Annotated in this window: 23 protein-coding genes, 2 tRNA genes and 1 pseudogene; 8 read left to right on the top strand and 18 right to left on the bottom strand. The window is 63.9% G+C overall.

The window, feature by feature from the left end; translation table 11 throughout:
• Nucleotides 1–3 precede the first annotated feature (3 nt).
• From PCQ86_RS05370 to rpsO, 8 genes are all read right to left on the bottom strand, one after another.
• Nucleotides 4–483 (bottom strand): NuoB/complex I 20 kDa subunit family protein, encoded by a 480-nt coding sequence (locus PCQ86_RS05370; RefSeq protein ID WP_011804399.1) that lies wholly within the window; start codon nt 481–483, stop codon nt 4–6.
• A 24-nt stretch (nt 484–507) separates the two neighbouring features.
• A complete protein-coding gene (locus PCQ86_RS05365; RefSeq protein WP_011804398.1) occupies nt 508–867 on the bottom strand; it encodes an NADH-quinone oxidoreductase subunit A in 360 nt (119 codons plus the stop codon).
• 76 nt (nt 868–943) lie between these two features.
• A tRNA-Leu gene (locus tag PCQ86_RS05360) sits at nt 944–1,028 on the bottom strand.
• A 128-nt stretch (nt 1,029–1,156) separates the two neighbouring features.
• Entirely contained in the window at nt 1,157–1,537 is a 381-nt protein-coding gene (gene secG, locus PCQ86_RS05355; protein WP_015912609.1) for a preprotein translocase subunit SecG, read from the bottom strand.
• Between the two features lie 38 nt (nt 1,538–1,575).
• Nucleotides 1,576–2,328 carry a triose-phosphate isomerase gene (gene tpiA, locus PCQ86_RS05350; protein WP_011804396.1) on the bottom strand — a complete coding sequence of 251 codons (753 nt, stop codon included), beginning with the start codon at nt 2,326–2,328 and terminating at the stop codon, nt 1,576–1,578.
• Nucleotides 2,325–3,329 (bottom strand): NAD(P)H-quinone oxidoreductase, encoded by a 1,005-nt coding sequence (locus PCQ86_RS05345; protein ID WP_015912607.1) that lies wholly within the window; start codon nt 3,327–3,329, stop codon nt 2,325–2,327. Before PCQ86_RS05345 ends, tpiA begins: the two co-directional genes overlap by 4 nt.
• Nucleotides 3,330–3,428: 99 nt before the next feature.
• Nucleotides 3,429–5,612, bottom strand: a complete 2,184-nt coding sequence (gene pnp, locus PCQ86_RS05340) for a polyribonucleotide nucleotidyltransferase (RefSeq protein WP_103737351.1) — start codon at nt 5,610–5,612, stop codon at nt 3,429–3,431.
• Nucleotides 5,613–5,827: 215 nt separating this feature from the next.
• Nucleotides 5,828–6,094, bottom strand: coding sequence for a 30S ribosomal protein S15 (gene rpsO, locus PCQ86_RS05335; protein ID WP_011804393.1), 267 nt, complete (start codon nt 6,092–6,094; stop codon nt 5,828–5,830).
• A gap of 249 nt (nt 6,095–6,343) precedes the next feature.
• Here rpsO and PCQ86_RS05330 point away from each other — a divergent pair, with 249 nt between their 5' ends.
• The 3 genes from PCQ86_RS05330 (at nt 6,344) to greB (ending at nt 7,479) form a co-directional block, all read left to right on the top strand.
• Nucleotides 6,344–6,616: a hypothetical protein gene (locus PCQ86_RS05330; RefSeq protein WP_047350018.1), complete on the top strand. Its 273-nt coding sequence runs from the start codon at nt 6,344–6,346 to the stop codon at nt 6,614–6,616.
• 147 nt (nt 6,617–6,763) lie between these two features.
• A tRNA-Arg gene (locus PCQ86_RS05325) sits at nt 6,764–6,840 on the top strand.
• Nucleotides 6,841–6,918: 78 nt separating this feature from the next.
• Nucleotides 6,919–7,479 (top strand): transcription elongation factor GreB, encoded by a 561-nt coding sequence (gene greB, locus PCQ86_RS05320; protein ID WP_047350017.1) that lies wholly within the window; start codon nt 6,919–6,921, stop codon nt 7,477–7,479.
• A 13-nt stretch (nt 7,480–7,492) separates the two neighbouring features.
• Here the strand turns inward: greB and PCQ86_RS05315 are convergent, their stop codons facing one another.
• The 4 genes from PCQ86_RS05315 to PCQ86_RS05300 all read right to left on the bottom strand — a co-directional run bounded on the left by PCQ86_RS05315 (nt 7,493) and on the right by PCQ86_RS05300 (nt 11,628).
• Nucleotides 7,493–9,757: a RelA/SpoT family protein gene (locus PCQ86_RS05315; protein ID WP_270175025.1), complete on the bottom strand. Its 2,265-nt coding sequence runs from the start codon at nt 9,755–9,757 to the stop codon at nt 7,493–7,495.
• Between the two features lie 101 nt (nt 9,758–9,858).
• A complete protein-coding gene (gene rpoZ / locus PCQ86_RS05310; RefSeq protein ID WP_011804389.1) occupies nt 9,859–10,062 on the bottom strand; it encodes a DNA-directed RNA polymerase subunit omega in 204 nt (67 codons plus the stop codon).
• 15 nt (nt 10,063–10,077) lie between these two features.
• Nucleotides 10,078–10,698: a guanylate kinase gene (gmk, locus tag PCQ86_RS05305; protein ID WP_011804388.1), complete on the bottom strand. Its 621-nt coding sequence runs from the start codon at nt 10,696–10,698 to the stop codon at nt 10,078–10,080.
• Between the two features lie 36 nt (nt 10,699–10,734).
• Nucleotides 10,735–11,628 carry a YicC/YloC family endoribonuclease gene (locus tag PCQ86_RS05300; protein WP_041835906.1) on the bottom strand — a complete coding sequence of 298 codons (894 nt, stop codon included), beginning with the start codon at nt 11,626–11,628 and terminating at the stop codon, nt 10,735–10,737.
• 96 nt (nt 11,629–11,724) lie between these two features.
• Here PCQ86_RS05300 and PCQ86_RS05295 point away from each other — a divergent pair, with 96 nt between their 5' ends.
• From PCQ86_RS05295 to hemW, 5 genes are all read left to right on the top strand, one after another.
• Nucleotides 11,725–12,741: a serine/threonine protein kinase gene (locus PCQ86_RS05295; protein WP_015912601.1), complete on the top strand. Its 1,017-nt coding sequence runs from the start codon at nt 11,725–11,727 to the stop codon at nt 12,739–12,741.
• Complete coding sequence (locus tag PCQ86_RS05290) at nt 12,738–13,640, top strand: PP2C family protein-serine/threonine phosphatase (RefSeq protein ID WP_270175024.1); 903 nt, start codon at nt 12,738–12,740, stop codon at nt 13,638–13,640. The genes PCQ86_RS05295 and PCQ86_RS05290 overlap by 4 nt, the downstream gene beginning before the upstream one ends.
• 76 nt (nt 13,641–13,716) lie before the next feature.
• Nucleotides 13,717–14,451, top strand: coding sequence for a ribonuclease PH (gene rph / locus PCQ86_RS05285; protein WP_270175023.1), 735 nt, complete (start codon nt 13,717–13,719; stop codon nt 14,449–14,451).
• 45 nt (nt 14,452–14,496) lie between these two features.
• Complete coding sequence (rdgB, locus tag PCQ86_RS05280; RefSeq protein ID WP_011804363.1) at nt 14,497–15,114, top strand: RdgB/HAM1 family non-canonical purine NTP pyrophosphatase; 618 nt, start codon at nt 14,497–14,499, stop codon at nt 15,112–15,114.
• Between the two features lie 92 nt (nt 15,115–15,206).
• Nucleotides 15,207–16,451 carry a radical SAM family heme chaperone HemW gene (hemW, locus tag PCQ86_RS05275; RefSeq protein WP_088887494.1) on the top strand — a complete coding sequence of 415 codons (1,245 nt, stop codon included), beginning with the start codon at nt 15,207–15,209 and terminating at the stop codon, nt 16,449–16,451.
• Between the two features lie 80 nt (nt 16,452–16,531).
• On the opposite strand, the gene PCQ86_RS05270 is transcribed toward hemW, so the two are convergent.
• The 6 genes and pseudogenes from PCQ86_RS05270 to PCQ86_RS05245 form a co-directional block, all read right to left on the bottom strand.
• Complete coding sequence (locus PCQ86_RS05270) at nt 16,532–16,864, bottom strand: I78 family peptidase inhibitor (RefSeq protein WP_088888594.1); 333 nt, start codon at nt 16,862–16,864, stop codon at nt 16,532–16,534.
• 89 nt (nt 16,865–16,953) lie between these two features.
• Entirely contained in the window at nt 16,954–17,421 is a 468-nt protein-coding gene (locus PCQ86_RS05265; RefSeq protein ID WP_270175022.1) for a DUF421 domain-containing protein, read from the bottom strand.
• 18 nt (nt 17,422–17,439) lie between these two features.
• Nucleotides 17,440–18,024 (bottom strand): isochorismatase family cysteine hydrolase, encoded by a 585-nt coding sequence (locus tag PCQ86_RS05260; protein ID WP_270175021.1) that lies wholly within the window; start codon nt 18,022–18,024, stop codon nt 17,440–17,442.
• A 9-nt stretch (nt 18,025–18,033) separates the two neighbouring features.
• Nucleotides 18,034–18,642 (bottom strand): hypothetical protein, encoded by a 609-nt coding sequence (locus PCQ86_RS05255; protein WP_270175020.1) that lies wholly within the window; start codon nt 18,640–18,642, stop codon nt 18,034–18,036.
• Nucleotides 18,643–18,993: 351 nt separating this feature from the next.
• Nucleotides 18,994–19,914, bottom strand: coding sequence for a restriction endonuclease (locus PCQ86_RS05250; protein ID WP_270175019.1), 921 nt, complete (start codon nt 19,912–19,914; stop codon nt 18,994–18,996).
• Nucleotides 19,915–20,066: 152 nt separating this feature from the next.
• Nucleotides 20,067–20,561, bottom strand: a pseudogene (locus PCQ86_RS05245) (YdeI/OmpD-associated family protein); the annotation flags it as partial.
• Between the last annotated feature and the right edge of the window lie 10 nt (nt 20,562–20,571).

The following is a 20,571-nucleotide window of genomic DNA, read 5'->3' as shown; positions in this document are numbered from 1 at the left end:
CCTTCAGGCGCGCGCAATGGTGTGGGTGCGGCGGATCTTCTGCTGCAGCTGGATGATCCCGTAGATCAGCGCCTCGGCCGTCGGAGGACAACCCGGAACGTACACATCCACAGGGACGATGCGATCACAGCCACGCACCACCGAATAGCTGTAGTGGTAGTAGCCCCCGCCGTTGGCACAAGAGCCCATGGAGATGACCCAGCGCGGCTCGGCCATTTGGTCGTACACCTTGCGCAGAGCGGGCGCCATCTTGTTGCACAGCGTGCCGGCCACGATCATCAGGTCCGACTGTCGCGGGCTCGCCCGGAACACTTCCGCGCCAAAACGCCCCAGGTCATAACGTGCGGCGGCAGCATGCATCATCTCGACAGCGCAGCAGGCCAGTCCGAAGGTCATGGGCCAAAGGGATCCGGTCTTGGCCCAGTTCACCACGGAGTCATAACTCGTGGTGATGAAGCCTTCCTTCATCACACCTTCAATCATTGCGTCATTCCTTTGAGCGGCGGCTCATTCCCAGTTGAGGGCGCCTTTTTTCCATTCGTAGGCAAAGCCCACCACGAGGATGGCCAGGAAAACCAGCACAGCGACAAAGCCCGTCACCCCCACCTCTTGCAGAGTCACCGCCCAAGGGAAGAGGAAGGCAATTTCCAGGTCGAACAGGATGAAGAGGATGGCCACCAGGTAGTAGCGCACGTCGAACTTCATACGCGCGTCTTCAAATGCCTCGAAGCCGCACTCATAGGGGGAGTTTTTCGCCGGATCCGGGCGATTGGGGCCAAGCACATAGCCCAGAAGAAGCGGCACCACACCGACACCGATGCCGACCAGAATGAACAATAGGACAGGGAGGTATTGATCGAGGTTCATCTGGCAGATGTGCTCACCGCTGAAAAACCGCCTCGCATGTCCCGCAACGGGGACCAGGGAGGCGGCTTCTTGTGATTGGTGCCGTCGGCGAGACTCGAACTCGCACAGCTTTCGCCACTACCCCCTCAAGATAGCGTGTCTACCAATTTCACCACGACGGCTGCTGTATGCATCTGGATGGCATGAGGACCGGAAATAACGGTTTTGGCTTTCCAGACAATCCGGGATTCTACCCCGGAAAAACCCTGTCACAAACGGATGAGGCGTTTTTTTGCGACGCCTCAAACGTTCACTTGGTCGGGATCTGAGCGGCGCCCGAGGCAGGCTCCACCGCCGGCGCTGGAGCTGCCGCAGAGGCATCGACCGCAGGTGCCGTCGAGGCGGGGACAGCTGCTGCGGGCGTCTCCAGAACACTACCAGTGCTCACCGGACGCTGGTTGCCAAAGTATGCCAATGCCAGGGTTGCCACGAAGAACACCGTCGCCAGGACCGCCGTGGTGCGCGAAAGGAAGTTGGCGCTGCCGCTGGCCCCAAACAAGCTGCCGGAACTGCCACTACCGAAGGCTGCCCCCATGTCCGCACCCTTACCGTGCTGGATCAGGATCAACCCAATCATCCCGAGGGCGGTCAGCATCTGCACCGCCAGAATCACGTTCACAACCAGTCCCATAATCCCATCACTCCTAATTTAATAGCTAGCAGCGCTTGTCAGCTATGCGCTGCAGCGATAATTTTCAAGAAATCCGCGGCCTTGAGCGACGCACCGCCCACCAGGCCCCCATCGATATCCGGCTGCGCCAGCAGTTCGGCTGCGTTGGCAGCATTCAAGCTGCCGCCATACAGGATGAGCACGCGATCCGCGCTTTCGGTCGCGGCGGCGAGCTGAGCGCGCAGCACCGCATGCACCTGCTGCGCCTGCTCTGGTGTTGCCGTGCGGCCGGTGCCGATGGCCCAGACAGGCTCGTAGGCCACCACGATCTCGCTCACGCAGTGCCCCACGGCATGGATCACAGCCGCCAGTTGGCGCTTGACGACGGTCTCGGTCTGGCCCGCCTCGCGCTCCGCCAGGGTTTCCCCCACGCATACGATCGGCGTGACGCCGCCCGAGAGCGCCCGCTGGGCCTTGGCCGCGACCACGGCATCGGTTTCGCCATGGTATTGGCGACGCTCGGAGTGCCCCACAAGCGCGTAGCGTGCATCAAAGTCGCGCAACATTCCCACGGAGACCTCGCCGGTGAACGCGCCCCTTTCATGCTGCGACACATCCTGGGCGGCCAGAGCGATTTCGCTGCCCGCGACCAAGGCCTGCACCTGCGCCAGGTAGGGCGCTGGCACGGCCACCGCCACGCCGCAACCGGGCGCGCCCAAGCCATCACGCAACGCCTGCAGCAGCGCCGCATTCGCCTGCAGGCTGCCGTTCATCTTCCAGTTGCCGGCAATGAGTTTCTTTTTCTGTGTCATGTCGTCCATGTCAAAACAATCTTGCCCACGTGCTGGTTGGATTCCATCAGCGCGTGCGCCTGCGCGGCCTGCGCGGCCGGGAAGGTGCTGTGGATGACCGGCTTCACCGCGCCCGACGCCAGCAGCGGCCAGACATGCTCACGCAATGCCTGCGCAATGGCGCCCTTGAACGCCACGGGACGCGGCCTCAGCGTGGAGCCCGTGATGGTCAGCCGCCTGCGCAGCACCAGCCCCGCATTGAACTGCGCATCCAGCCCGCCCTGCACCGCGATGATGACCACGCGGCCGTCCTCGGCTAGGCACTCAACCTCGCGCGCCACGTAGGAGCCGGCCACCATGTCCAGCACTACGTCCACGCCGCGCCCATCGGTAAGGCGCCGCGCCTCGGCCACGAAATCCTGCGTCTTGTAGTTGATCGCGTGGTGCGCACCCAGCGCCAGGCAGGCTGCGCACTTTTCGTCCGAACCCGCCGTGACGATGACCGTGGCGCCGCGTGCACGCGCCAACTGAATAGCCGTAACGCCAATGCCGCTACTGCCGCCCTGCACCAGCAGGACCTCTCCCGCCTGCAGGCGGCCGCGGTCGAACACATTGCTCCAGACGGTAAAGAAGGTTTCCGGCAGCGAGGCCGCCTCCACGTCGCTCAAGCCCTGCGGCACCGGCAGGCATTGCGCAACAGGCGCGACGCACCACTGCGCATAACCGCCGCCCGCAACCAAAGCGCACACCCGGTCGCCCACGCGAAGGCCCGCCTGCGCCATGGCGGCGGCATCGCCGGACTCGACAACGCCCGCCACTTCCAGCCCGGGCAGATCGGAGACGCCCGCGGGCGGCGCGTAGTTGCCCTTGCGCTGCAGCACGTCGGGGCGGTTCACCCCGCTGGCCGCCACGCGGATCAACAACTCGCCGTCTCCCGGCTGCGGCACCGGGCGCTCGGCGAGACGCAGCCCCTCAGGCGGGCCAAACGCCGCAATCTCTACGGCCTGCATCACGTCATTCATGGCAGTTTTGAATCATTTGAGCCGCTAGCACCCGTCCACCGGGCGTTAGCAGCTCTCATTTCAATAGCAAACAGGCGTTCCCGAAGGAACACCCCCGGCTTACTGCTGCTGTTGCTCGGAAGCACCGCCATCACGGCGCTCACGACGCTCGCCCCGCTCCGCAGGGGCGGGACGGCCGCTGTCGCCAGCGGGGCGGTCAGCCAGCGCCTTCATGGACAGCTTGACGCGGCCCTTGTCGTCGGTCTCCAGCACCTTGACCTTCACGATCTGACCTTCCTGCAGGTAGTCGCCCACCTTTTCCACACGCTCGTGGGCGATCTGGCTGATGTGCAGCAGGCCGTCCTTGCCGGGCAGCAGGTTGATCAACGCGCCGAAGTCCAGGATCTTGGTGATCGGGCCTTCGTAGACCTTGCCCACTTCAACCTCGGCCGTGATCTCTTCGATGCGGCGCTTGGCTTCATCAGCCTTGGCAGCCTCGGTGGCTGCGATGGTGATGGTGCCGTCTTCCTCGATATTGATCTGGCACCCGGTCTCGTCCGTCAGGGCACGGATCGTGGCGCCGCCCTTGCCGATCACGTCGCGGATCTTCTCGGGGTTGATCTTCATCGTGTAGAGCTTGGGCGCGAAGGACGAGATCTCGGTCTTGGCTTCACCCATGGCTTCCTGCATCTTGCCCAGGATGTGCATACGTGCTTCCTTGGCCTGCGCCAGGGCGACCTGCATGATTTCCTTGGTGATGCCCTGGATCTTGATGTCCATCTGCAGGGCGGTGATGCCGTTGGTCGTACCAGCCACCTTGAAGTCCATGTCGCCCAGGTGGTCCTCATCGCCCAGGATGTCGGTCAGCACGGCGAAGCGGTTGTCTTCCTTGATCAGGCCCATGGCGATGCCGGCCACGTGCGCTTTCATGGGCACGCCGGCATCCATCAGCGACAGGCAGCCGCCGCAGACCGATGCCATGGACGAGGAGCCGTTGGATTCGGTGATCTCCGACACCACGCGGATGGTGTAGGGGAACTCGTCCTTGCTCGGCAGGCAAGCCACCAGGGCGCGCTTGGCCAGGCGGCCGTGGCCGATTTCGCGGCGCTTGGTCGAGCCCATGCGGCCCACTTCACCCGTGGCGAAGGGAGGCATGTTGTAGTGGAAGATGAAACGGTCTTCGAACTCGCCGGCCAGTGCGTCGATGCGCTGCGCATCGCGCTCGGTGCCCAGCGTGGACACCACCAGCGCCTGGGTCTCGCCACGCGTGAACAGGGCGGAGCCGTGGGTGCGCGGCAGCACGGAGTTGCGGATCTCGATGGGGCGCACGGTGCGCGTGTCGCGGCCGTCGATGCGGGGCTCGCCGGCCAGGATCTGGCTGCGCACGATCTTGGCTTCGATGTCGAACAGCAGGGCCTCGACCTTCACGGCGTCGAACTCCACGCCCTCGCCCTTCAGCGATTCCAGCACCGAGGCCGATGCCTCGCGCAAGGCCTGGGTGCGGGCCTGCTTGCTGCGGATCTGGTAAGCCGCGCGCAGCTTGTCCTCTGCCAGGGCCGTGACCTTGGCGATGAAAGTCTCGTCCTTGGCAGGCGGCTGCCAGTCCCACACGGGCTTGCCAGCGTCGCGCACCAGCTCATGGATGGCGTTGATCGCCACCTTGCCCTGCTCGTGGCCGAACACCACGGCGCCCAGCATGATCTCTTCGGACAGCTGCTGCGCTTCGGACTCCACCATCAGCACAGCGGCCTCGGTGCCCGCCACCACCAGGTCCAGCTGCGAGCTCTTGCGCGCGGTCTGCCCGGGGTTCAGCACGTATTCGCCATTGACGTAGCCCACGCGTGCGGCGCCGATGGGGCCATTGAACGGAATACCGGAAACGGACAGCGCTGCGCTCACGGCGATCATGGCGGCGATGTCAGCGTCCACTTCGGGGTTCAGCGAGATGGTGTGGATGACCACATGCACCTCGTTGTAGAAGCCCTCGGGGAACAGCGGGCGGATCGGGCGATCGATCAGGCGGCTGGTCAGCGTCTCCAACTCGCTGGGCTTGGCCTCGCGCTTGAAGAAGCTGCCGGGGATCTTGCCGGCGGCGTAGGTCTTCTCGATGTAGTCCACCGTCAGCGGGAAGAAGTCCTGGCCAGGCTTGGCCTGCTTGGACCCCACCACGGTAGCGAGCACTACGGTGTCGTCAATGTTCACCAGCACGGCGCCTGAGGCCTGCCGGGCGATCTCACCCGTTTCCATGACAACGGTCTTGTCACCCCACTGGAACGACTTGGTGACCTTGTTAAAAATGCTCATAATGACTCCTTGCTCTCAAAATAATAGCTGGCAACGCGGTACCAGCAAGGCTTGGAGCGCAATTCAGAACACGATGCCATTCCAGCGACCCTGCCCTGCCCATCGGAAGGCAAGGCCCCTGGAATGACACAGCTTCGCTCTGCAGTTGCGTCTCCGAAGTAAAAAACGCCTGAGCTAGACAGAGCTAACCCAGGCGTCTCGGCATGCCGGCGCGCTTACTTGCGCAGGCCCAGCTTGGCGATCAGTGCCGTGTAACGGTCGGCGTCCTTGGCCTTGAGGTAGTCCAGCAGCTTGCGACGACGGCTCACCATGCGCAGCAGACCACGGCGGCCATGATGGTCCTTGGCATGCTGCTTGAAGTGAGGAGTCAGCTCGTTGATGCGGGCGGTGAGCAGTGCCACCTGGACTTCCGGGCTACCCGTATCGTTGGCGGAACGGGCATTGGCCTTGACGACTTCGGCCTTGACGGATGATGCGATCATGTTTTTTCCTTGATAGAAGAGCCCAAGCAGGCAGCCGCATTGCTGCACCAACTGCCTATGGCTCTGGTTGTACTTGCGCCGCGACTGGAAGGGTCGACAGCGTGCGTCTTGCACCATGCAAAACCTTGAGATTATACCGCTGCGCTTTTCCCCACTTCTTCGCCGCCGCCCAACCCCTGTGCAGCAGGCTTTCGGGCATGATGCAAACCGTACTGCAAAACGTTGCAACGCCCTTTCTGAAAGACCACTATGCGCTTCATGGATACGTTTGTCCGCCGGTCTCTTTCCCTGCCAGTGGGTGTCGGCGTGACCGCGCTCTTGTTGTCCTTTACGTCACTTCACAGCCATGCCGCAGCCACACCCGAGAAGGCAGCCAGCGCTTCAAAGAGGTCCAAAGCCATCCGGATCAAGCACACGCAGAACCATTCCGGCGAAAGCCAGGCAGAGCGCGACCGGCGCCTCTACCGGGAGTGCAAGGGCATGCCCAACGCAGGCGCCTGCCTGGGCTACACACGCAAGTGAGCAACATCGAGCGATTTCGCAAAACCGGGCGAAAACTCCGCTACAATCACGCCATCGTCACAATGCGCTGATCGACTGAGTTAGTTAATTAACCAGTGACGATTTTTTGAAATAGCTTGAAAACTTCGTGCTATAATTCAAAGCTTAGCGGCTGTAGCTCAGCTGGATAGAGTACTTGGCTACGAACCAAGGGGTCGTGGGTTCGATTCCTGCCAGCCGCACCAAACGGTAAGCCCTGGAACTGCAAGGTTCCAGGGCTTTTTCGTTTTTGGCATTTGCTCCCTTTCAGGCACGATAAGCATATGAGCAAGGCATTCACCAAAGAAACCGATACCGACGACGAACCGTCCCTCCCCCCGCAGGCGCCGGTGGGGCCCGGCAAGAACTACATCACACCCCAGGGATATGCGCGCCTTCGCCGCGAGTTGCTGGACCTTATCGATGATGAGCGCCCCAAGGTGGTGGAAATTGTCCATTGGGCTGCCAGCAACGGAGACCGTTCGGAGAACGGCGACTACCTGTACGGCAAGAAAAGGCTGCGCGAGATCGACAGGCGCATCCGTTTCCTGACGAAACGGCTGGAAATCGCGGATGTCGTGGACCCATCGGTACACGCGGGCAGTGACCAAGTCTTCTTCGGCGCCACGGTCACCTACGCCGAGGAGGACGGCATGGAGCGCACGGTGACGATTCTGGGCATTGACGAAGCCGACAACAGCCTGCAGCAGATCAGCTGGATTTCTCCCGTGGCGCGCGCGCTGCTCAAAGCCCGGGAGGGAGACGAAGTGACCCTGCAGACTCCCGCCGGCCTACGTACCCTGGAAATCCTGCGTGTCGAATACCCCGTCGCGGCGCCTCGGTGACGAACCCAGGCCCTCAAGCGGGCTGGGGAAGCACGCGGAACGCTCGCAATACGGAATGCGTGCGGCGCAGATTGCGCAACACGGCCTCTACGTGGTGTTGATCACGCACCGCTGCCACAAAACGCAGATCAGTGGTGTCCATCGCATCGTCCATGTCCACACGGACGATATCTGCCTCTGAGTTGGCAAATTCGGATGCGATGCGAGCCAGTACCCCCTTGCCATTGGTCACGGTCACGGTGATACCGGTCTCGAATTGGCGGGTAGGCTCATCGGACCAGTCGACGGCAATGAAGCGCTCGCCATCTTTGTGCTGCAGTTTCTTGGCTACACCGCATTGCGCGTGATGGACCACCAGGCCCTCGCCGCGGCCCAGGTATCCCACGATGGGGTCACCCGGCACCGGGCGGCAACACGCTGCATATTGAACAGATGCATTCTCGCTGCCGTCGAGGGTGATACTCCCTTGCGAGACTGTTTCATGGGAGCTGTAGCGCTCGCGGGTCAGCAGCAATGCATCAGGCCGCTGGCCATCTTCCGATAGCAACACGACCAGGCGCTTGGCCACGATGCCGGCAATGCGCTTGCCCAGTCCCACATCGGTCATGAGTTCCGCGCGGCTGCGATTGCCCGTAAAGCGCAGCAGTTTTTCCCAAATGGGCGCTTGGGTCTGCACGTCAGGCAGTTGTTCGATGCCCTCGGCGCGCAGCGCCTGGGTCAGCAGTTTCTCGCCCAGGCCCGCCGACTCGTTCTGCGCCAGCGTCTTGAGATAGTGGCGAATCTTGGAACGCGCGCGCCCTGTGCGCACGAACCCCAGCCAAGCCGGGTTGGGCCGGGCGCCCTGGGTGGTAACGATTTCCACCACATCCCCGTTCTTGAGTTCGGTGCGCAGGGGCACCTGTTCGTTGTTGATGCGCGCCGCCGTGGTGCGGTCGCCCACGTCGCTGTGGATCGCATAGGCAAAGTCCACCGCAGTGGCTCCGCGGGGCAAGGCCATGATCTGGCTCTTGGGCGTGAAGACATAGACGGCATCTGGGAACAGGTCCACCTTGACGTGGTCCCAGAATTCGGCCGCGTCGCGCGTTTCATTCTGGATGTCGAGCAAGGACTGCAGCCATTTGGTGCCCAGGCGTTCTGCCACCGCGCCATCCGCATCTTTCGCCTTGTAGAGCCAGTGCGCCGCCACACCCGCTTCCGCCACGATGTGCATTTCCTCGGTGCGAACCTGAAACTCGATATTCAGGCCAGCAGGTCCCACCAGCGTCGTATGCAGCGACTGATAGCCATTGAGCTTGCCAATGGCGATATGGTCCTTGAACTTGCCGGGCACCGGTTTGTACATCTGGTGCAACACACCCAAGGCGGTATAGCAGTCCGTCACCGAATGCACGATGACACGGAAGCCATAGAGATCCGTCACCTGCGCAAAGCTCAGGTGCTTGGTGATCATCTTCTGGTAGATCGCAAAGAGTGTCTTCTCACGTCCCGCCAGCCGCACGTGCATGCCCAACCGCGCAAATGCGGCATCCACTTCCGTCTGCACCTTCTGCACGATGTCGCGGCGTCGGTTGCGCGACTTCGTGACCGCTTTGGACAGCGTGGCATAGCGCCATGGATGCAGGTGGCGAAAGGCGAGGTCCTGCAGTTCGCGGTAGGTCTGGTTCAGCCCCAATCGATGCGCGATGGGCGCATAGATCTCCAGCGTCTCCGACGAAATGCGGCCCCACTTGCTGCGCGGCATGTCGGAGAGCGTGCGCATATTGTGCGTGCGGTCCGCCAGCTTGATGAGGATGACGCGCACGTCGCGCGCCATGGCCAGCAGCATCTTGCGAAACGACTCGGCCTGATTCTCCTCACGGGTATTGAACTGCAGCTTATCGAGTTTGGTGAGACCATCCACCAGTTCCGCAACAGGCGCACCAAACCGGTCGATGAGATCGGACTTGGTGATGCCGCAATCTTCCATGGCGTCGTGCAGCAAGGCTGCCATGAGGGCCTGGACATCCAGCTTCCAGCTCGCGCACAGCGCCGCCACGGCAATCGGGTGCGTGATGTAGGGCTCGCCACTGCTGCGCAACTGCCCCAAGTGCGCTTCATCGGCGTAACGGTACGCCTGGCGCACCTGCTCGACGCTAGCTTCGTCAAGGTAGTCGAGTTTTTCCAGCAGCGCAGCAAAGCTCGCCGCCGCGGCGTTGGCGGCCGCAGCAGAAGAACTGTCAACCGCCACAGGGGCGGCCTGCGGATTGTCAACAGCTGCCTTGTTCAACACGACGTTCATGGCTTAAATGTAGCGCGCCCCGCCCGAGCGGCAAGCGCAGGCAAAAAAAAGCACCGCCACGCGGTGCTCTTTTACCGGGATCACCGGAGGCCGACGATCGCTCAGCCCGGAACCTTCTTGAGCATTTCCAGGCCGACCTTGCCGGCGGCGATTTCGCGCAGTGCCGTCACGGCTGGCTTGTTGCGGCTCTCGATCTTGGGGGCGTGGCCCTGGCTGAGCATGCGGGCACGGTAGGTGGCGGCGAGCACCAGTTGAAAACGGTTGGGAATCTGCTCGAGGCAGTCTTCCACGGTAATGCGGGCCATGGTGTTCTCCAGGGATCAGGGAATATTGAGCGACTCGAAGGTTTCGGCCCGGGCGCGGCGCTGGGCTGCGTACTTGAGACGCTGGGCATGAACGATGGTTTTCAGGTCGAAAAGCGCTCGCTCAAAGACCTCATTGATTATAACGAAGTCGAATTTGCTGGCCTGCGCCATTTCCTCTGCCGCGTTCTCCAGGCGCAGGTCGATCACGTCCGGCGCATCTTCGCCCCGGCGTTCCAGCCGGGCGCGCAACTCGTCCCAGCTGGGCGGCAGCACAAAGACCAGCACGGCGTTCGCGAAGGCCTGCTTGATCTGCAGCGCGCCCTGAAAGTCGATTTCCAAGACCACGTCCGCCCCCTGGGCCACGCGCTCCTCGATCACCTTGCGGGAGGTTCCATAACGGCGTCCATGGACGTTCGCCCACTCGACGAAGCCGTTAGCCGCCACCATCGCGTCGAACTCCTGCTCGGAAGCGAAGAAGTACTCGCGGCCGTGCTTTTCCTGCCCGCGCGGCGCGCGGGTCGTGTGCGACACGGAGGGCTGCACATGTGAGTCCAGCTCCAGCAGGGCCTTGACCAAGCTGGATTTACCCGCCCCGCTGGGGGCAGAGACTACAAACAAATTTCCGGGATAGTCCATATGGAGTGTGCGTGAGCCGCTATCAAAACAGGATTATCACTCGATGTTCTGCACTTGCTCGCGCATCTGCTCGATCAGTACCTTCATGTCCACGCTGATGCGCGTGAGGTCCATGGCGGCAGACTTGGAGCCCAGCGTGTTGGCTTCACGGTGCAGTTCCTGGATCAGAAAGTCCAGCCGCTTGCCAACCTCGCCGCCTTTTTTGAGCAGGCGGGCAATCTCGTCCAGGTGCGACTGCAGCCGCGTGACTTCCTCCGCGACGTCGATGCGGATGGCAAAGGCCGTGGCCTCGGTCAGGGCGCGGTCCTGGGCCGCTTCGGGCACCACCGCGCCTTCGGCCAGCGACATGGCCTCCTTCCAGCGCTCCATGAAGCGCTGGCGCTGCTGCTCCACGAGCTGCGGAACCAGCGGCACCGCCTGGCGGGCCAGCTCGCGCAACTGCGCGATGCGCTCCTGCAGCATGGCGGCCAGGCGTTCGCCCTCGCGTTGGCGCGCGGCCACCAGGTCGTCCAGCGCCTGCTCGGCCGCGCGCGCTGCCGTTTCGCTCCAGTCCAGCGCGGGGGCACCGGCATTGGCGCACAAGCGCAGCGCGTCGGCTACCGACAGCGGCCTGGCGTCGGGCAGCCACGAACGCACTGCATCCTGCACCGCGCCTACCCGTTGCAAGATGCGCGGGGATGGCTCGGCGAGCGCGGCGGAGTCGTCGTTGTCCACGAAAGCGCGCACCTCGACCTTGCCGCGCTTGAGGCGCTGCGTGAGCAGGGCGCGCAGCGCCGGCTCCTGGGCGCGCAGTTCATCGGACAGGCGGAAAGACAGGTCCAGAAAGCGGCTGTTGACCGCACGTATTTCCAGGCCCAGGCGCCGTACGGGCCCGTCCTTGTCGTCCCCTGCAGTAGCCACGCCGCGCTGCACGCTGGCGTATCCGGTCATGCTGTAAACTGCCATTGGACTTTTCGGTGGTTGGTTGCTTGCGATCCAGCGATTATCCGGGTTCCCCACCCGCGCCCACGACTGCCTTCGCTTCCTATGTCAAAAATCAAGCCGGCCCCCCTGCCCCCCGATACCGCCATTGGCGGCTACCGCGTGGTGCGACGGCTGTCCTCCGGTGGTTTTGGCGTGGTGTACCTCGCCATTGACGCCGAAGGCCAGCAAGTGGCCATCAAGGAATACCTCCCCGCTTCTCTGGCCACGCGTGCACCGGGCGAACTACTGCCCAAGGTGCCCCCCGAGAAGCTCTCGCTCTACCGCCTGGGCCTCAAGAGCTTCTTCGAGGAAGGCCGTGCGCTCGCGCAGATCTCGCACGCCTCCGTGGTGAGCGTGCTCAACTTCTTCCGCGAGAACGAGACCGTCTACATGGTGATGAACTACCTGGAGGGCGCGACCCTGCAGGACTTCATCATCACCGCACGCGACCTCAAGACGCAAAAGGTGTTCCGCGAGTCCACCATCCGCTCACTGTTCGATGAGGTGCTGCGCGGCCTGCGCATCGTGCACCAGCACAAGATGCTGCACCTGGACATCAAGCCCGCCAACATCTTCATCACCGACGACAACCGCGCGGTGATGATCGACTTTGGCGCCGCGCGCGAGGTACTCTCCAAAGAGGGCAACTTCATCCGCCCGATGTACACCCCCGGCTTTGCTGCGCCCGAGATGTACCGCCGCGACTCGCAGATGGGCCCCTGGACGGACATCTACGCCGTTGGCGCCTGCATCTATGCGTGCATGCAGGGATTTCCGCCCAACGAGGCGCCGCAGCGCCAGGAGAAGGACCGCCTGTCGCTGGCGCTGAACAAGCTGCGCGGCGTGTATTCGGACAACCTGATCGAGGTGGTCGAATGGTGCATGGCGCTCGATCCGCTGTCGCGCCCGCAATCGGTGTTCGCGCTGCAAAAGGAGCTCAGCCGCGAGGGCGAGCGCCGCTATACCAAGCTGTCGGTGGCCGAGAAGATGCGCATGCAGCTCGACACCCTGGTGTCGGACACCAAGAAAAACGTGCAAAAGGTGGGCGAAGCCACCGGTCTGGGAGCGCGGCCTAAATGAAGTTCTCTGTCTTTCAGATCAGCCGCCGCGGCGGGCGCGAGAAGAACGAAGACCGCATGGGGTACTGCTACACGCGCGAGTCGGTGCTGTTCGTGCTGGCTGACGGCATGGGCGGCCACCCGGAGGGCGAGGTCGCCGCGCAGATCGCCATCCAGACGGTCTCCGCGATGTTCCAGCGCCAAGCCAAGCCCACGCTGAAGGACGTGCAGGAGTTCCTCTCCACCGCACTGCTGGGCGCGCACCATCAGATCCTGCGCTATGGCACCACCAAGGACATGCTCGACACGCCGCGCACCACGCTGGTGATCGCCGTGGTGCAAGACGGGCGCGCCAGCTGGATCCACTGCGGCGATTCGCGCCTGTACCTCGTGCGCGGGGGCGAGCTGCTCATGCGCACGCGTGACCACTCCTACCTGGAGTTGCGCAACGCCGCCATCGCCGGGCTGGAGCGCGTGAACCGCAACGTGCTGTTCACCTGCCTGGGCTCTCCCACCAAGCCGCTGTACGACGTGGCCGGCCCCGTGCTGCTGGAGCAGGGTGACCGCATCCTGCTGTGCTCCGACGGCCTGTGGGGCGCGCTGGACGATGAGACCATCGTACGCCAGCTGGGCCGCCAGACCGTCTCCAACGCCGTGCCCGACCTGGTCGAGGACGCCCTGCGCAAGGCCGGGGACGGCAGCGACAACGTGACCGTGGTGGCCATGGAGTGGGAAACCCCCGACACGTTCGAGTCCACCCAGGGCATTTCCACCGACAGCATCAGTGACGACGTGTTCGCCTCCACCATCCAGGCTGGCCCGCTGGAGAGCTTTGCGGACGACCTGGACGACGAGACCATCGAACGCTCGATCGCCGAAATCAACGAAGCCATCCGGCGCTCTGCCGCGCGCAAGCTGTAGGCCGCGGCCCGGGCGCACCGCCTCCTCCGCTCTCCGCCAGGAGCGCGGGGAGCCCCTTCTTTGACCTGGACCTGCCATGAACACCACCCCCTTTGCCCGCAGCGGCGGCCGCGCCCTGGACCAGCTGCGCCCCATCCGCATCACGCGCCACTACACCATGCATGCCGAGGGCGCGGTACTCATCGAGTTCGGCAACACGCGCGTGCTGTGCACCGCGTCGGTCGAGGAGAAGGTGCCGCCGCACAAGCGCGGCAGCGGCGAAGGCTGGGTGACGGCCGAGTACGGCATGCTGCCCCGCTCCACCCACACCCGCAGCGACCGCGAGGCCGCGCGCGGCAAGCAAAGCGGACGCACGCAGGAGATCCAGCGCCTCATCGGCCGCAGCCTGCGGGCAGTCTTTGACCTCAAAGCCTTGGGTGAGCGCACGATCCAGATCGACTGCGACGTGATCCAGGCCGACGGCGGCACACGCACCGCCGCGATCACGGGCGCCTGGGTGGCGGCGCAGGACGCGGTCAACACCCTGCTGGCTGCGGGCAAGATCAGCGCATCGCCGCTCACCGGTGCGGTGGCCGCCGTGTCCGTGGGCATCGTGCAGGGCCAACCGCTGCTGGACTTGGAATATGTGGAGGACGTGGCCTGCGACACCGACATGAACGTGGTGATGACCGGCACCGGCCACTATGTGGAGGTACAAGGCACGGCCGAGGGCGCGACCTTCTCGCGCCAGGAAATGGACCAACTGCTGGCGCTGGCCGAGAAGGGCATCGCCGAGCTGCTCGCCCTGCAACGGCAGTCGCTACGCAATTGATAGCTGTTTGCGCTTGATTGATATGCGCTAAAGACCTTTTTGACCATGAAACTCGTACTCGCCTCCAACAACCGCGGCAAGCTCGCCGAACTGCAGGCCATGCTGGCCCCGCTGGGCGTGCAGCTCATTCCCCAGGCCGAACTGGGCGTGGGCGAGGCCGAGGAGCCGTTCCACACCTTCGTCGAGAACGCACTGGCCAAGGCCCGCTTTGCCAGCGCCCACACCGGCCTGCCCGCGCTGGCGGACGACGCCGGCCTGTGCGTGCAGGCCTTTGGCGGTCAGCCCGGCGTGCAGACGGCCTACTACGCCACGCAGTTCGGCTACGACAAGGGCGACGCCAACAACGTGCGCGCGCTGTTGGAGCAGATGCAGGGCATCGACGACCGCCGCGCCGCGATGGTCAGCACGCTGGTGGCCGTGCGCAGCCCGCAGGACCCCGAGCCACTGATCGCCGTGGGCCGCGTGGCCGGCGAGATTGCACGCGCGCCGCGCGGCACGGGCGGCTTCGGCTTTGACCCGGTGATGGTGCTACCCGCCTTCGGCAAGACCTTTGCCGAGCTGCCGCCCGAGGTGAAGAACGCCCACAGCCACCGCGGCCGCTCATCGCGCCAGATGCTGGAACTGATGCGCGAGCATTGGTTTGCCGGAACATCAGAAAGGTGAGCGGTTAGCGCTTGCCAGATAAGGGTTTCAATGTCTTTTGATGCTGAAACGGTTGTCAGGCAAGCGCCAGCAGCTATGGTTTTTAGACTCGTATGACCATCCCCATCCTCCCTGCCGCGCAGTCCGGCGCGCCGCTACGCGACGTGCAGCACTACATGCGCCCCGGCCTGCTGCAACTGTCCAGCCTGCCGCCGCTGTCGCTGTACGTGCACCTGCCGTGGTGCCTGCGCAAATGCCCGTACTGCGACTTCAACTCGCACGAGGCGCGCGGCGGCATGGGCGGCGATGGCGGCGTGCCCGAAGCGCGCTACATCGACGCCCTGCTGGCCGACCTGGAGGCCGCCCTGCCGCTGATCTGGGGCCGCACGGTGCACAGCATCTTCATCGGCGGCGGAACGCCCAGCCTGTTTGCGCCCGAGTCCATCGACCGGCTGCTGGGCGACATCCGCGCGCGCCTGCGGTTGGACGCGGGCTGCGAGATCACGCTGGAGGCCAACCCCGGCACGTTCGAGAAGGAGCGCTTTCGCGCTTACCGCGGCGCGGGGGTCACGCGGCTGTCCATCGGCGTGCAAAGCTTCAACGACCGGCACCTGCAGGCGCTGGGCCGCGTGCACAACCGCGCACAGGCGCTGGCCGCGGTGGAAGAGGCCGCACAGGCCTTCGACACCTTCAACCTCGACATCATGTACGCCCTGCCCGGCCAGACGCCGGCCGAGCTGGACGAGGACATGCGCACCGCGCTCGCGCTGCAGCCGCCGCACATCTCCATCTACCACCTGACCATCGAGCCCAACACCTACTTCGCCAAATACCCCCCACCGCTGCCCGAGGACGATGCAGCCTATGCCATGCTCGACCGCATCACCGAACTGACGGGCGCGGCAGGCCTTGCACGCTACGAGGTATCGGCCTATGCACGCGAGGGCCACCAATGCGTGCACAACCGCAACTATTGGCAGTTTGGCGACTATCTGGGCATTGGCGCGGGCGCGCACAGCAAGCTCAGCTTTGCGCACCGGGTGGTGCGCCAGGTGCGCCTGCGCGATCCGCAGCTCTACATGGCCGGAGCACTCGCAGGGCGCGCCATCGCGCAAGACGACGACGTGCGCCGCGCGGACCTGCCGTTCGAGTTCATGCTCAATGCGCTAAGGCTGCAGGAGGGTTTTGCGCTGCAGGACTTCACCGCCCGTACGGGCTTGGCGATCACGGCCATAGCCGCTGGCCTGCAGCAGGCCGAGGCGCAGGGCCTGATCACGCGCGACATGGAGCGCGTGCGTCCCACGCAGCGGGGCTTTGACTTTCTAAGCGACCTGCAGGCGCTCTTCCTGGCGGACTGAGCGGGCGCCGAAAGCATACCGACGAAGCGTGCCCGGTCACAGCCGCGCACACTTCATCAGCGCCACATTCCTGCGGCTGATCAGCCGCAGCGCACGGCAATGATCTTGCCGCTGGCGTCCACCTCCAGGTTGAGGCGTTGGCCGTCGAACTCCTTGGTGATCATCTGGCCCGGGCGCAGTACGCGCGCCAAGCGCGCGCCGGAGCGCACGCGCGCGTCCTCCACCACCTTGGCCGTGGCATTCTTACCCACCGCCGCCTGCGCGCCCTGGGCGTTGCATTCACCGCCCACCGGGGCCGTGCTGGCGCCAATGGGCGCGGGCGCCGGGCTGCTGCCCGGTCCGATCGACGAACAACCTGCCATCATCAGCCCCACCACGGCCACGGCGCCGCCTGCCTTTAAGAAATAACGCATGCCTGTTGCCTCCTGCTCCGAAAAATGCAGCACCATACCGCAGCCGCGGTGCACGGGCCGTCACCATCGGTAACCCGGCGGAGACTGGGCTAATCCTCGCGGTGCTTTTGCACGCTCAAGCTGCCGTCGGCTTCCAGGAAGAGGTAGCGCATTTCCTCTTTCTCGCAGTCAGCCTCGCGCAACGCCCGCTCCACGTCGTTCTCCGATATGCGATGCCGCTTGCGCACCGTGTCAAAGACATGCCCATTGCGCCCCAGCAGGATCGCCTCGCCCTCCAGCAGTTTCTCGGCCATGCGAAAGCGCGCCGTGAGTACCCCCATCAGGATGTTCAATCCGATCAGCACCAGGCAGACGATGAGACCGCCCCACAGCGACTGGTCCTTGCCCGTCATGGACGGGCCCGCGGCCTCGCTGACCAGCATCACCACCAGCAGGTCGAACGGCGTGAATTGCCCGACGGTGCGCTTGCCGCTGACGCGCATGAGCGCCAGCAGCAGGCCGTAGACCATGACGGCGCGCAGCACCAGCTCCGCGGCGGGTAAGTCCAGGTTGAACATAGCGGTCGCTCCGGTCAGTCAGCGTGCAGCCGCCCGTACCGCAGGCCGTACGGCGCACTTGAACACCTCATGCAATTGCCGCAGGGCCCCCGTCTTGCGGTGTTCCGATTCCGCGGCGGTGCAATCCGACGGCACCCACACCTTATAGCCCAGCATGCGCGCATCGGTGGCCGTCAGCATCACGCACATGTCGGCGGCCAGGCCCACGATGATCAGCTGCTCGGTCTGCATCTTGTCCAGCAAATGCTGCAAGGGAGTCGAATGGAACGCCGAATGCTGTGGCTTGAGGATCACCAGATCCTGCGGCGCGGGCGCAAGCAGGCAGGCCATCTCGCCGCGCGCCCCCGGCAGCGCGCGGCAGGCCGTAAGAATGTCACGGAAGTCGCTGTGCCACGTGCCGTAGTTGTCGTTGGCATAGATCGCCGTGACCCCGCGCCGCGCCAGGCGTGTCTTCAGCCGCGCAATGGCGTTCGCGGCGCGTACCGCTCCCGGCAGCAGGTCTGCCGCTGTAGGGAAATTCAGCGGATTGATCACATCCACCAACAGCAGCACGTGTTTGCTGCGCGGCAGCGGCGTGCGGCGCAATGCAACGGGGCGCGCCACGCAGCCTCCTCAAAGCATCGCGTCGCGTTGCTGCTCCGCGCGCGACGCGCCAATGGCGGTCTCCACCTGTTTGACCTCTTCCGGCGGAGGCAGCACCGCCGGCATGCCCAGGCTTGCAATCCACAGCTCGCGGCACCAGCCCTTGGTGTGGTACAGGTGGTGATCCTCGTCTTTCTCCACGCGCTCATGGGCATCTTTCAGGGCGCGACCGACATCCCCGGTCGCCACCTCTGCCACCTTGCCCAGCAGCTCCCAGTTGGCGTGGTCCTTGGTCTCGGCATGCACCACGCATTCGCAGGCAACCAATTGGGCCTGCGCAGGATTGCCGGCCTGCCGGGCCAGTTCGATCGCCTTGACCAGCGAATCGCCGATGTGCTTGACCACCAGGCGCGAAGGCACCACCTCGTCGGGGTCGATTCCCAGCTTTTCGCAGGTCGTGCGTACCACGTTTTGGTGCGATAGCGTCTCGTCGAGGTAGCCCTCCCATTCCTTCTTGAGGTCTTCATTGGTCGCGCAGTCGATCGCCGCGCGGTACACCTGCTCACCACCCAGCTCGGTTTCCATCATCTGCAACAGCAGATCCTTGAGCTGGACTTCGTCATAACGTGGCTTGGGCATGGGTCTTCTCCAGGTTGTGGGGTTGGAATGCAAGAGAAGCCCATGGTGTGAGGCGGACCGGTCCCGCGCCGTAGGCGACGGCCTATTTGCGCGTAATGCAATTTCCGAACAAAGCAGCCGCGCAGCCGACCGCTGTCGCGTTGATCGCAGACGAAAAGACAGGACCCCGCTATCAACAAGATAGCGGGTCTGCTGAAGTACCGTTCTCTGGGGCCATCCAAGGCGGCCAAGCTTGGACGATCGCACTGGCCCGGAGCACGAGAAGTACATGGCGCACCATTGCGCAGAAGAGTTCAAGAGCGAAGCCAGAAGTTGGCAAGAAGCGCAAGGAGCGCGCAACGGAAATAGAACCTACCCAGCCGCACGCGTCCCGCGACACTTCGGATACGTTGAGCAGCCCCAGAAAACGCTGCCAGCATTGGCACCCTGGCGGGCAGTGCGCAGTTGCATGGCCGCCCCACAACGCGGACAGTCTGGTCGAGGGGCGTCTTGGGCAGGGGTTATAGGCTCAGTGGTGGAGGCCTTAGCTTGGGTCCGTGGGGTGTCCATCTCGTTCGCAGATTCGCGTTGCTGATTGGCAAACTGCCCCTGTGCCTGTCTTGCACGTTGAACCATCGCGAAGAGTTGGGGACCGTCAATCAGCTGAATGTTCCGCCCTTGCGCGAACTCTTTGGCATCCTCGGTGAAGCGTCCCGATGTGGCAACGAAGCCTCCCGTCGCCCCCTTGGCCGCCATGACGCCATACAGTTCGCGCACGGTGGTCACTCCCACCTTGTATGCCTTCCACTGTTTGCACTGCACGAAGAACTTCTCGCCGCCTTTGGTAAGCACCAGATCAACGCCACCATCTGGCCCGTCGCCCCCTAGCTCTGTAACGCGGTACCCCTGCAGGCGGTAGGCCTCGCCGACCAGCAGTTCGAATTCCCGCCAGCTCATGCCGTCCAGGGCGGCGGCATTGGACGCTTGTGCAACGTCCGCGAGCAACGATTGGCGCTGCTTTCTTCGCAAGGCAGAAAGGCCCGCCGCAGCAAGGCAAAGCAGCGGGACGATGTATTGACCAGCCGTTGCCATGCCGTGGATCACGGCTTTCTGCATCATTGCGCTCACCATCGCGCCACCCTGACCCTGGAGATCAGAGGCCTGGATGGGCGCCGCCAAGCGGTGCAGCAAGAGATAACTCACCGCGGCCAGCATCACGCACGCCCACCAGGGAAGCATTGCAAGCAGGTCGAGGACATCCTCCAATGGACTGGTTTTCTTACGTCTCGCCATGGCTGCCTCCCATCGTTTGTATGGTGTGTGCCGCCATTTTGCGCAGAGCAGCGGAGACACTAATATCGGCAGCTCCGTGACGATGGCGGATCGTTACCTCCGCTGGCCCTGTGACGCTCATGCGCCAAGCCGTCGCGCCATGCGCGTGGCATTCACTGTCCGGCGCGAGAACGAGCTTTGAAAAGGTGGATGGTTTCGCCGCGTGCGAGCATATCAACCAACTGGGCGATTCGTCTGGCGCGCGTTTCTGCTTTCACGGCTGTCTGGATACGCCACAGTACTGCGTAACGATTGGCCGCATTGATCGTTGCAAAGAAGGCTTTTGCCTTTGGAGCGATTTCCAACGCGGCCAACAGATCCTCGGGTACGGTAGACGTACGAGCGCTGTCGTAAGCCCGTGCCCAGCGCCCATCGGCCTTGGCCGCTTCGATCTGGGCGTAGCCAGGCGCCTGCATGCGGCCCGCCACTATGAGTGCCTCGACCTTGTCGATGTTGACTTTCGACCAGATGCTGCGCGCGCGCCGCGGCGTGAAACGCTGGAGGTAGTGCTGATCGTCGAGAGCTTTTTTCTGACCGTCGATCCAGCCCCAACAGAGTGCGATTTCCACCGCCTGGGGGTAGGTAACGCTGGGTTCTTGAGCGCCCTTTCCCTATCCC

It is taken from the genome of Diaphorobacter sp. ED-3 (assembly GCF_027625375.1).
In the GTDB taxonomy this organism is placed as follows: domain Bacteria; phylum Pseudomonadota; class Gammaproteobacteria; order Burkholderiales; family Burkholderiaceae_C; genus Diaphorobacter; species Diaphorobacter nitroreducens.
The sequence above is the reverse complement of the archived record's forward strand: the minus strand, read 5'-3'. Positions and strand labels throughout refer to the sequence as shown.

Excerpts from the sequence above, each read along its gene's own strand:
- PCQ86_RS05370 (WP_011804399.1), bottom strand. The coding sequence starts at position 483 with ATGATTGAAGGTGTGATGAAGGAAGGCTTCATCACCACGAGTTATGAC.
- pnp (WP_103737351.1), bottom strand. The coding sequence starts at position 5,612 with ATGAGCATTTTTAACAAGGTCACCAAGTCGTTCCAGTGGGGTGACAAG.
- tpiA (WP_011804396.1), bottom strand. The coding sequence starts at position 2,328 with ATGACACAGAAAAAGAAACTCATTGCCGGCAACTGGAAGATGAACGGC.
- secG (WP_015912609.1), bottom strand. The coding sequence starts at position 1,537 with ATGGGACTGGTTGTGAACGTGATTCTGGCGGTGCAGATGCTGACCGCC.
- PCQ86_RS05330 (WP_047350018.1), top strand. The coding sequence starts at position 6,344 with ATGCGCTTCATGGATACGTTTGTCCGCCGGTCTCTTTCCCTGCCAGTG.
- PCQ86_RS05345 (WP_015912607.1), bottom strand. The coding sequence starts at position 3,329 with ATGAATGACGTGATGCAGGCCGTAGAGATTGCGGCGTTTGGCCCGCCT.
- hemW (WP_088887494.1), top strand. The coding sequence starts at position 15,207 with ATGACCATCCCCATCCTCCCTGCCGCGCAGTCCGGCGCGCCGCTACGC.
- PCQ86_RS05265 (WP_270175022.1), bottom strand. The coding sequence starts at position 17,421 with ATGTTCAACCTGGACTTACCCGCCGCGGAGCTGGTGCTGCGCGCCGTC.
- PCQ86_RS05255 (WP_270175020.1), bottom strand. The coding sequence starts at position 18,642 with ATGCCCAAGCCACGTTATGACGAAGTCCAGCTCAAGGATCTGCTGTTG.
- PCQ86_RS05250 (WP_270175019.1), bottom strand. The coding sequence starts at position 19,914 with ATGGCGAGACGTAAGAAAACCAGTCCATTGGAGGATGTCCTCGACCTG.
- greB (WP_047350017.1), top strand. The coding sequence starts at position 6,919 with ATGAGCAAGGCATTCACCAAAGAAACCGATACCGACGACGAACCGTCC.
- PCQ86_RS05315 (WP_270175025.1), bottom strand. The coding sequence starts at position 9,757 with ATGAACGTCGTGTTGAACAAGGCAGCTGTTGACAATCCGCAGGCCGCC.
- PCQ86_RS05365 (WP_011804398.1), bottom strand. The coding sequence starts at position 867 with ATGAACCTCGATCAATACCTCCCTGTCCTATTGTTCATTCTGGTCGGC.
- rpsO (WP_011804393.1), bottom strand. The coding sequence starts at position 6,094 with ATGATCGCATCATCCGTCAAGGCCGAAGTCGTCAAGGCCAATGCCCGT.
- PCQ86_RS05290 (WP_270175024.1), top strand. The coding sequence starts at position 12,738 with ATGAAGTTCTCTGTCTTTCAGATCAGCCGCCGCGGCGGGCGCGAGAAG.
- rpoZ (WP_011804389.1), bottom strand. The coding sequence starts at position 10,062 with ATGGCCCGCATTACCGTGGAAGACTGCCTCGAGCAGATTCCCAACCGT.
- PCQ86_RS05295 (WP_015912601.1), top strand. The coding sequence starts at position 11,725 with ATGTCAAAAATCAAGCCGGCCCCCCTGCCCCCCGATACCGCCATTGGC.
- PCQ86_RS05300 (WP_041835906.1), bottom strand. The coding sequence starts at position 11,628 with ATGACCGGATACGCCAGCGTGCAGCGCGGCGTGGCTACTGCAGGGGAC.
- rdgB (WP_011804363.1), top strand. The coding sequence starts at position 14,497 with ATGAAACTCGTACTCGCCTCCAACAACCGCGGCAAGCTCGCCGAACTG.
- gmk (WP_011804388.1), bottom strand. The coding sequence starts at position 10,698 with ATGGACTATCCCGGAAATTTGTTTGTAGTCTCTGCCCCCAGCGGGGCG.
- PCQ86_RS05270 (WP_088888594.1), bottom strand. The coding sequence starts at position 16,864 with ATGCGTTATTTCTTAAAGGCAGGCGGCGCCGTGGCCGTGGTGGGGCTG.
- rph (WP_270175023.1), top strand. The coding sequence starts at position 13,717 with ATGAACACCACCCCCTTTGCCCGCAGCGGCGGCCGCGCCCTGGACCAG.